The following is a 9,505-nucleotide window of genomic DNA, read 5'->3' on the forward strand; positions in this document are numbered from 1 at the left end:
GAAGAACTGGCCCGGGAAGACCCGGTGCCGGCCCATATTCTGCGTTACCGCACCCTGGCCAAGCTCAAGTCCACCTATGTGGACACCCTGGCTGACCAGGCGGGAGCTGATGGACGGCTTCGTACCCATTTTGTACAGACCGGCACCGCCACAGGCCGGCTTTCGAGCAGGGACCCCAATTTGCAGAACATCCCTATTAGGGACGAAGAGGGCCGGCGAATCCGGCAGGCCTTTGTGGCCGAACCGGGGCAGGTTCTCATTTCTGCCGACTACAGCCAGATCGAGCTTGTAGTTCTGGCCCATCTTTCACAGGACCCGGGGCTCTGCGAGGCCTTTATTAAGGGGCAGGATGTACACCGCAGAACCGCCAGCCTTATATTCGGCATCAGCGAAGATCAGGTAACGGGGGATCAGCGGCGCATCGCCAAAACAATCAATTTTGGGGTTATGTACGGCATGAGCGCCTTTAGACTTTCCAACGAACTGGGCATAAGCCGCAGCGACGCCCAGACGTTCATCAATACGTACTTTACGACTTATAAGGGTATCAGGAAGTTTATTGATGACACAATCCGCGAAACGGAACGAACCGGCTACTCCCAGACTATTCTCGGCCGGCGCCGGTATATTCCGACCATTAATTCGCGGAATAAGACCGAAAAGGCAGCGGCAGAACGGGTCGCTATTAATACGCCCATTCAGGGGTCAGCGGCGGATATTGTAAAATTGGCAATGATTCGGCTGGATAGGGCGCTCAGGCAAAAGCAGAGTCCCGCCCGTATGCTCCTCCAGGTACATGACGAGCTTATTTTAGAGTGTCCCCAGGCAGCAGCCGAAGAAACTGCCAAAATTGTACAAGAAGAGATGGAACAGGCTATTGTGCTCAGGGTACCCCTCCGGGTCAGTGTGGAAACCGGAAAGCGCTGGGGAGATTTCCACTAAGATGGATGACCGCACCGGCACCATAGGGCCTCAAACTAACAAAAGCGGAGTACCGCGACTTATAGGACTGACCGGCCAGTATTGCGCAGGGAAAAACTATGTCGCAGGCCTGCTGGAGGCCCGAGGCATCCCCGTGCTGGACGTGGACAAGCTGGGGCACCGGGCTTTGGAAGAGGAAAAGGAAGCTATCCTTTCCCGTTTTGGAGCGGATATACTCACTCCAGAAGGAACGGTAAACCGGAGGCTCCTCGGATCCCGGGTCTTTGCAGATCCGCAGGCCCTTAAAGACCTGGAAGCAATCGTCCATCCCCGGGCAAACCAGCTCACCGAAACCTGGATCGCAGGCCGGACTGAACCGGTTCTCGCCATAAACGCTGCCCTGCTCCACCGTTCGGCGTTTTTTTCACGTCTTTCCTGTATTATCATTGTTCAGGCAGGGCTGCTCACCAGACTTATCCGGGCAAAACAGCGGGATAGACTTCCGTTACGAACCCTTTTACAGCGATTTAATAGCCAAACACAATTCAATGCTCAATACTTTCAGCAAAATGCCGATACCTATGTTGTAAAGAATCGAGGCGTTACCGGTATCTGTGCCCGGCGGCACCGGTATCATCTGGAACGCCAACTCGATGCAATTTTACGACGGGAGGGGATTGGGCAGTAATCATGGAAAAGAAACAAGTATTATATATTATCATATCCGTAGGACTGGCCCTTACTCTGTTTATTGTTGGCGCCATCTGGATCATTTCATCTAAAAAACAAGGCACCAGTTCCTTAGCGGCCCTTCAGAGTGGAACATCAAATACAACAGCCCCAACAGCTCAGGCGGGTGATTCCACCGCTTCAGCCCAGGGCCAGGGTGCCAGCAGCAATACGGTCAATCCTACCGAATGGGTTAAAAATCCTCAAACTGTTCAGGGGATCCAGACACCGCCTCCCGGAACGCCTACCACCCGGGGAGACATAATCATTGTCTATGGGGACAACACGGTCACGAGCAAAACAAGCGGAGCTCTTCCTCCTGCAGCGGTAGATCCTAACAGTGTTGTTATCCAGGTACCGCAGCCGCAAACGTCGGACACAGCCCCTGTTGGTACGAGTACAGTTACAAGTACGGTCACCAATCAAACCGTAGAGACAAAACCGGCCACGGGAACGGGGAGCGGCTCTGCTGCTTCGGTGCAGATAAACCAGACAAAAACCGTAACGAGTGCACCGGCAAAGTCCAGCGCAGGAACGACAGCAGCTCAAACTGCGGCAAAGCCCAGTACACCGAAAACCTATACCGATTACTGGGTGCAAACCGGAGCATATTCGACCAAGTTAAGAGCCGAAAATGCCAAGGAGCAGCTTAAAGCTAAGGGCATCAGCTCTGTGGTGGATGTAAAAGACGTGAATGGCAAAACCTATTACCGGGTTCGCATTGGCCCCTATACAACCCAGAAAGAAGCCCAGTACTGGCTGTCTTTAGTAAAAAATATTGACGGCTTTGCAGAGAGCTACGTCAGCAGCGTCCAGACAAAACGATAGAGACTTTACCGCCAATTAAAGCAGGGCCTGTACATGCTGCCGTATTTACGGTATGCGTTGCAGGCCCTTTTGTTTACTCCTCATCTTCTTCGCTACCCAAGGACAGAATCAATATGCTCAAGAGCATAACTCCTCCACAGTATATCCTCGCGAACAAGAGCTTACAGTCCGTTCTGATTCATCCCTCATCTCTCGATCGGATGGGCCTTCGGTTCTTCAACAAAACGATATCATCCTGAACAACATCACCGCCCTTCGGTTCCATCTTTACACCGCGCACACAGTGCCGTTTGGACAATTAGCCATAAGTCCGGGAGAGACCAAATATGAAATAACGCATCAAAACCCCTTTTATCCCGATACAATAGGACTAGAATTTTCCACTCAACAAGAGCATCTCCGAATCCTTTACGGTTCTCTTTCAATGAGCGGCCTTGAAAATCGGCTCCAAGATATCTGGGAAAAAACATTATCGCTTCCTGCTTCCTATGCTATCTCTTCCCCACAACTCTACCGAAGCACCTCAATAGATCAGAAATATGACCTCGCCGGATGGGTAACCCTGTACAGATTCCCCCGAAGTATGCTGTATAGCATGATTCATATAGAAGATATGCAGTATCTCAATACAGCCCTCGGTTATCAGATCCATCAGGTTGATGAATGGTCTCTGGGTCTTGAAACTCTCATGAGCTCCCGTTTGCTTCCTGAAACCCATACAGATACCTGGTTTTCTTCCAGCCCCTGGGTCCCAGTTCGACAGCACATGCTCTATGCATTCAGCATCAACTGGAAGGGACCGCTTTTCCTCGCAGCTGGCGACACAGCTATTTCATGGACCGAATGGGAAGGCCTTGGCTGGTATTACAAGGGAGCTTTCTCTTTTGGACCACCGGGATTCCGGTTTTCCGGAGGGGCCGAAAGCATTCAAGGGAATTTTCGCGATAGCGGGGGCACAGCAGAGGATAACAATAGCCGCGGAAAGCTGGAACTTTCAATGAAAAACAGAAACCTTGGTTCAGTCATTTTAAATATGGAAACCATGTATGCAAACAATGATACAGGGCATCCCACATATTTAGAGGAAATAGCAGGTTCTCTTTCTGTTTCCAAGGGCCGGCTGTTCCCTTCTTGGTGGCTTATACCGAACAAACTTAACTTGGAAACTGGGTATAAAGTGAATGAAGCCACACCTTATTTTGGAGCAATACACCTAACCTTTACAGAAGGAGGATCAAAAGCAGGATTTGAACAAACAGGATCGCTTTCGCTGCGTTCAGGAAGTCCCTGTCTTCAGCCTGGGGCGGCCTCTCTCCAAACCCGCTATTCACTTTCCGTCCAGGGCTATATACAAATGAATCGAATGACATTGCAGGCCGAGACAGGATGGAAAAAAGAGTACAATGAGTCCATTTATGGGAATGCTCGCATTAAAGTGTCCTATACACAAGAAAACCTTCGTATTTCAGGTTCTTTAGACGTGCCGGTCTATAACAACAACTCCTGCAAAGCAGCTATTTCTGTAGTCTGGCAGCGGTAGCATAAAAACTATCAATTCGGTATGCCTCTTGAAACTTGTCGCAAATATTACTATATTGTACCAGCTGAAAGTATATAGTAGCCATCCTTACGATTACCGTGGACAGCTTCCAGGTTGGACTCAAAACGACAGGATTGCACGGCTGCTGTTTACAATTCGAACGTTGAGTCGAACCCGCCTGTGAGCGGGAAGCTATACTAGGGACAAGAGGTATAATACGAGATGGGCATCGATATAACCAAGATGCGGAATATCGGAATCAGTGCACACATCGATTCTGGTAAAACAACGCTTTCCGAGCGTATTTTGTTCTACTGCAACAAAATACATGCCATTCATGAAGTACGCGGAAAAGACGGTGTCGGGGCTACCATGGATCACATGGAGCTGGAACGGGAACGGGGCATTACCATCCAGTCTGCGGCCACCCAGGTTCAGTGGAAGGATCATATCATCAACCTGATCGATACCCCCGGACACGTAGACTTCACCATCGAAGTAGAACGGTCTTTACGGGTTCTCGACGGAGCTATTCTTGTGCTCTGTGCCGTTGCGGGCGTTCAATCCCAGTCAATTACGGTTGACCGCCAGCTCAAGCGATATCACGTTCCCCGTATTGCCTTTGTAAACAAATGTGACCGGACCGGCGCTAATCCCTTTAAGGTGCGCATGCAGCTCCGGGAAAAGCTCGGCCTCAATGCGGTCCTTACCCAAATTCCCATAGGGCTCGAAGACAAACTCGAAGGTCTTGTGGACCTTATTACCCAAAAGGCTGTTTATTTTGATGGAGACCAGGGAACCCAGATCCGTTATGCCGAAATTCCTGCCCATCTACAGGCTGACGCGGCCAAATATCGGGAAGAACTTCTGGATGCCCTCTCCATGTTCTCTGATGAGCTTGCAGAACTGTATTTGGCGGGCGAGACCATTCCCGAAGACCTCATCTATGCCACCATCCGGAAAGCTACCATTGCCGAACAGTTTGTACCGGTCATGATGGGTTCTGCGTACAAGAACAAGGGTGTGCAGCTGCTCCTTGATGGTGTCATGCGGTACCTGCCCAATCCTAATGAAGTAGAAAACGTTGCCCTTGACCTGGATAACAACGAGGCTCCGGTTAAGCTCAAGGCGGAAGAAAATCTGCCCACCGTTGCCCTCGGCTTTAAACTCGAAGACGGTCAATACGGACAGCTTACTTATGTACGGATTTACCAAGGATCTATTAAAAAGGGTGATGAATTGTACAACTCCCGTGCGCACCGAAAATTCAAGGTTGGCCGCCTCGTTCGTATGCATGCCAACAGCATGGAAGACATTAATGAAGGTTTCCCGGGAGACATTGTGGCTCTCTTCGGCATCGACTGTGCATCGGGCGACACCTTCTGCTCACCTTCGATTAACTACGCAATGACCAGTATGTACGTCCCTGAACCGGTTATCTCCCTTGCCATTACTCCCAAGGATAAAAAGTCCGCAGACCAGATGGCCAAGGCTCTCAACCGCTTCACCAAAGAGGACCCCACATTCCAGACCTTTGTGGATCCAGAGTCCAACCAGACTATTATCAAGGGAATGGGCGAGCTTCACCTCGAAGTTTATATCGAGCGGATGAAACGGGAATACAAGTGTGAAGTAGAAACCGGTATGCCCCAGGTTGCCTACCGCGAGACTATTACCCAGCGGGCTGACTTTAACTATACTCATAAGAAGCAAACCGGTGGTTCCGGACAGTACGGTCGTGTGGCCGGTTACATGGAACCCCTTGAATCAGGCGACTACGAATTTGTGGACAACATCAAGGGCGGTGCGATTCCCAATGAATACATTCCCAGCTGTGATAAGGGCTTCCGCGAGGCCATTAAAAAAGGCTCCCTCATTGGCTTCCCCATCGTGGGTGTCCGCTGTGTTATCAACGATGGTCAGTCCCACCCGGTCGACTCTTCGGATATCGCGTTCCAGCTTGCGGCTATCGGGGCCTTCCGCGAAGGTTATGCAAAAGCCAAGCCCTGTATTCTTGAACCCATTATGAAGGTTTCTGTGGAAGGACCTACCGAATTCCAAGGAAATATTTTTGCCTCACTTAACCAACGTCGTGGTATAATAACCTCGTCCACAGAGGATGGTGCCTATTCCCGTGTAGAAGCCGAAGTGCCGCTCAGCGAGATGTTCGGTTATTCTACGGTACTCCGCTCCTTGACTCAGGGCAAGGCCGAGTTTACCATGGAATTTGAGAAATACGGGAAGGTCCCGTCCAGCATCTCCGATGCTCTCATCAAGGAATTTGAAGAGAAGCGGAAGAAGGAACAACACTAGAAAGGAGAGGTCATGGTTAAGCAAGAACTTATTCAGCGGAGCCCTGTTCGCGTGTTTGAGAAATCTATTCACGGAGGGCTCAAGGCGGGTGAAATCGGGGTTATTGCATCCAGAAAGGGTGTTGGTAAAACTTCCGTCCTTGTCCAGATTGCCCTGGATAAATTGCTGCAAGGGAAAAAGGTTATCCATGTTTCCTTTTCTCAGCATACAGATTATGTCATAGCCTGGTATGAAGATATCTTCTCTGAAATTGCCAAAAAGAAGAATCTTGAACATGCGCTGGAAGTAAAAAATGACTTGGTTAAGAATCGTGTATTGATGAACTTTAACCAGGACGGCGTAACCAGCGAGCAAATTTTAAGAAGCCTCAGGGCAATGATAATAGACGGTGGCTTTAAAGCCGACGCACTTATTATCGATGGCTATGATTTCTCACGGGCTACCAAGGAACGAATCGCTGCAGTCAAGGAATTTGCAAAGGAACTGCATCTGGAAATTTGGTATAGCTGCAACATCCTGCCTGAAGAATCCAAAACGGATAAGGCAGCTATTCCCCAAATTCTTCAGGATTACTCAGACCTCCTTGATATTATCATCGTGCTGGAACCCAAACAAGATTTCGTTCAATTCAGTGTTGTGAAGGACCGAACCATTTTAAATCCTACCCATTTGGATTTAAAGCTTGATACTAAAACGCTGTTAATTGCTGAAGTCTAAGATTCCTTAATGCAAATCATGCATAAAAATCATGCGTAAATTGGAAGCTGTCCTTTTTTACAGGACAGCTTCTTTTTTTGTCTTAAAAAATTGCTTAAGTATTTTTTACATTCTTGCAATTTTATATAATATCATGCTATACTAAACCGGTTAAATGGAGGAATTATGCAACGAAAGAGTGGCATTTTATTGCATCCAACCAGCCTACCAGGGCCTTATGGTATTGGAGATATCGGATCCCAGGCCTTTGCATTTATAGATTGGCTTGCGCTTGCGGGACAAGAAATATGGCAGGTGCTGCCCCTCGGACCTACCGGTTATGGCGATTCTCCCTACGCGTCATTTTCAACCTTTGCGGGAAATCCTCTCCTCATTAGTCTTGACGCACTTGTTTCAGAAGGTTATTTATCCGAGCAAGATTTAGCAGATTGTCCAGTCCCTCAAGAAAGTGATGTTGATTATGGAATGATAATTCCTTGGAAATTCAATAAACTTCATTGTGCGGCGCAACGATTCTTAGCTTCTACAAATACTTCAGCTATTGATGCTTTTAGTCGTTTTAAAAAGGAAGAAGCTTGGTGGCTGGACGATTATGTCCTTTTTATGGATATAAAAGAGCATTTTGATAAAAAAGCAATGGCTGAAGGGCGTTTTGGTGCGATGTGGTCCAACTATTGGCCTAAGGAGCTTGCTCTTAAAGATCAAACTGCAATTAATGCATGGCTAAACGATGCACAGCACCAGGCTTCTATGGAAGAACGCCGGGTCATTCAATATTTCTTCTTTTCTCAATGGTATAAATTAAAACAGTATGCAAATTCAAAAGGTATATCCATAATAGGCGATATCCCCATTTTCGTAGCTGCCGATTCTGTAGATGTCTGGGCAAATCGGGATCTTTTCCAAATTAACGATGACGGGCAGCCTATTGCGGTTGCTGGAGTTCCCCCTGACTACTTCAGTATTACAGGACAACTTTGGGGAAATCCCCTCTATAACTGGAAAGCCCACGAAGCAGAACAATTTAGCTGGTGGATTAAACGTATCAAAGGCAACATGCGGCTCTTCGACTATCTCCGCGTTGACCACTTTAGAGGATTCGAAGCCTATTGGGCTATTCCATTCGGGCATCCTACAGCAGAACATGGTCGCTGGGAAAAAGCTCCAGGCCATGCATTCTTTAAAAAATTAAAAGAAGAACTGGGTGATATTCCAATTCTTGCAGAAGACCTAGGTTTTATTACCGAAGAAGTTCGTGATTTACGGGATTCCTTTGGTTTACCCGGCATGAAAATTCTTCAGTTTGCATTTGATGCCAATGAAAGCGGTAAGGGCCTTAACACCTTGAATGGTTTTTTACCCCATATGTATACTCCCCTCAGTGTTGTATATACCGGTACCCATGACAATGATACCATGAAAGGCTGGCTCGATAAGGCATCACAGAAAGAAAAAGAATTTATTATCAAATACCTAGGATACGAACCTGATGATATGGTCAAGGCACTTATAAGGCTTGCCATATCTTCTGTCTCAGAGTTTGCTATTATCCCCATGCAAGATATTCTCGGACTTGGTTCTGAAGCCCGGATGAACACCCCTTCTACATTAGGAATTAATTGGAAGTGGCGTAGCAAATATTCACATTATTCTAAGGAAACCGCGGAATATCTTAAAAATCTTTCATATATGTACGGAAGAAATATCGAAGAATAAGATTTATTAAGTCTATTAATTAGATTGTAACTCCTTCAAAACTTTTTGAGTTTTGAAGGAGCTAACCTAAAATACCCGATAAATATCCGATTAAGCGCAGTGGTTAAAATGCAACCGCAAGCAATCCCAAAATCAGTTTCATTACTCGATAGAATAGTAACCTACTTTTAAAATTGGTTAATTTTTATTGCATTTTTCTTTGGAAGTGCTAGGCTATTCAGTATTAGCAAGGAGATATTGCAATGAAACTTGTTAAAATGATTATATTTATACTTTTATTAATACTGATAACTATTTTTGCTAGCCAAAACACTGCATTTGTTAGTATTAACTTTTTAAATTTTACTGTAAACGGATCCTTATCCTTAGTTCTTTTAATCACCTTCGTATTTGGATTTCTCTCTGGTGTTATCTTTCTTTTGCCCTCATATATTCGAAAATCAATAAAAAAAACTATTAAGAATGAAGCTATACAGAAAAATATATCAGAAGAAAAAACCGACTAATAATATAAAACAATTACTCTGTTTTGCTTTGTTATCCAGGGATCTGCATACTGCATAGCTAGCTTAGACCTATTTTTATTCCAGCTACCCTTTCAGGGCAGCTGGAATAAAAAAAAAGCCTGGCGACTACCTACTTTCCCACCCCTTCGAGAGGCAGTATCATCGGCGTAAGAGGGCTTAACTTCCGTGTTCGGAATGGGAACGGGTGTAACACCTCCACTATGGTCACCAGGCA

The 9,505-nt window shown here is 46.8% G+C and carries 8 protein-coding genes and 1 rRNA gene; 8 read left to right on the forward strand and 1 reads right to left on the reverse strand.

Annotation, left to right across the window (positions count from 1 at the left end; all coding sequences use genetic code 11):
* From Q7P68_RS13440 to Q7P68_RS14025, 8 genes are all read left to right on the forward strand, one after another.
* Positions 1 to 942 (forward strand): DNA polymerase (locus tag Q7P68_RS13440; RefSeq protein ID WP_304226515.1); only part of this gene is annotated, 942 nt, incomplete at its 5' end.
* A gap of 1 nt (position 943) precedes the next feature.
* On the forward strand, positions 944 to 1,609 hold the full coding sequence (gene coaE / locus Q7P68_RS13445; RefSeq protein WP_304226517.1) for a dephospho-CoA kinase: 666 nt from the start codon (positions 944 to 946) through the stop codon (positions 1,607 to 1,609).
* 2 nt (positions 1,610 to 1,611) lie between these two features.
* The gene (locus tag Q7P68_RS13450; protein ID WP_304226519.1) at positions 1,612 to 2,478 is read left to right on the forward strand and encodes an SPOR domain-containing protein; all 867 of its coding nucleotides are present in this window, start codon (positions 1,612 to 1,614) and stop codon (positions 2,476 to 2,478) included.
* 424 nt (positions 2,479 to 2,902) lie between these two features.
* Entirely contained in the window at positions 2,903 to 4,018 is a 1,116-nt protein-coding gene (locus Q7P68_RS13455; protein ID WP_304226521.1) for a hypothetical protein, read from the forward strand.
* A 222-nt stretch (positions 4,019 to 4,240) separates the two neighbouring features.
* Positions 4,241 to 6,331, forward strand: coding sequence for an elongation factor G (fusA, locus tag Q7P68_RS13460; RefSeq protein WP_304226523.1), 2,091 nt, complete (start codon positions 4,241 to 4,243; stop codon positions 6,329 to 6,331).
* A 12-nt stretch (positions 6,332 to 6,343) separates the two neighbouring features.
* A complete protein-coding gene (locus Q7P68_RS13465) occupies positions 6,344 to 7,048 on the forward strand; it encodes an AAA family ATPase (RefSeq protein WP_304226525.1) in 705 nt (234 codons plus the stop codon).
* 165 nt (positions 7,049 to 7,213) lie between these two features.
* Positions 7,214 to 8,764, forward strand: a complete 1,551-nt coding sequence (malQ, locus tag Q7P68_RS13470; RefSeq protein WP_304226526.1) for a 4-alpha-glucanotransferase — start codon at positions 7,214 to 7,216, stop codon at positions 8,762 to 8,764.
* A 257-nt stretch (positions 8,765 to 9,021) separates the two neighbouring features.
* Positions 9,022 to 9,270 (forward strand): LapA family protein, encoded by a 249-nt coding sequence (locus tag Q7P68_RS14025; RefSeq protein WP_369695328.1) that lies wholly within the window; start codon positions 9,022 to 9,024, stop codon positions 9,268 to 9,270.
* Between the two features lie 117 nt (positions 9,271 to 9,387).
* Here the strand turns inward: Q7P68_RS14025 and rrf are convergent.
* Positions 9,388 to 9,503 (reverse strand): 5S ribosomal RNA (gene rrf / locus Q7P68_RS13475).
* Between the last annotated feature and the right edge of the window lie 2 nt (positions 9,504 to 9,505).

This window comes from Gracilinema caldarium (assembly GCF_029265695.1).
Lineage (GTDB): Bacteria > Spirochaetota > Spirochaetia > Treponematales > Breznakiellaceae > Gracilinema > Gracilinema caldarium_A.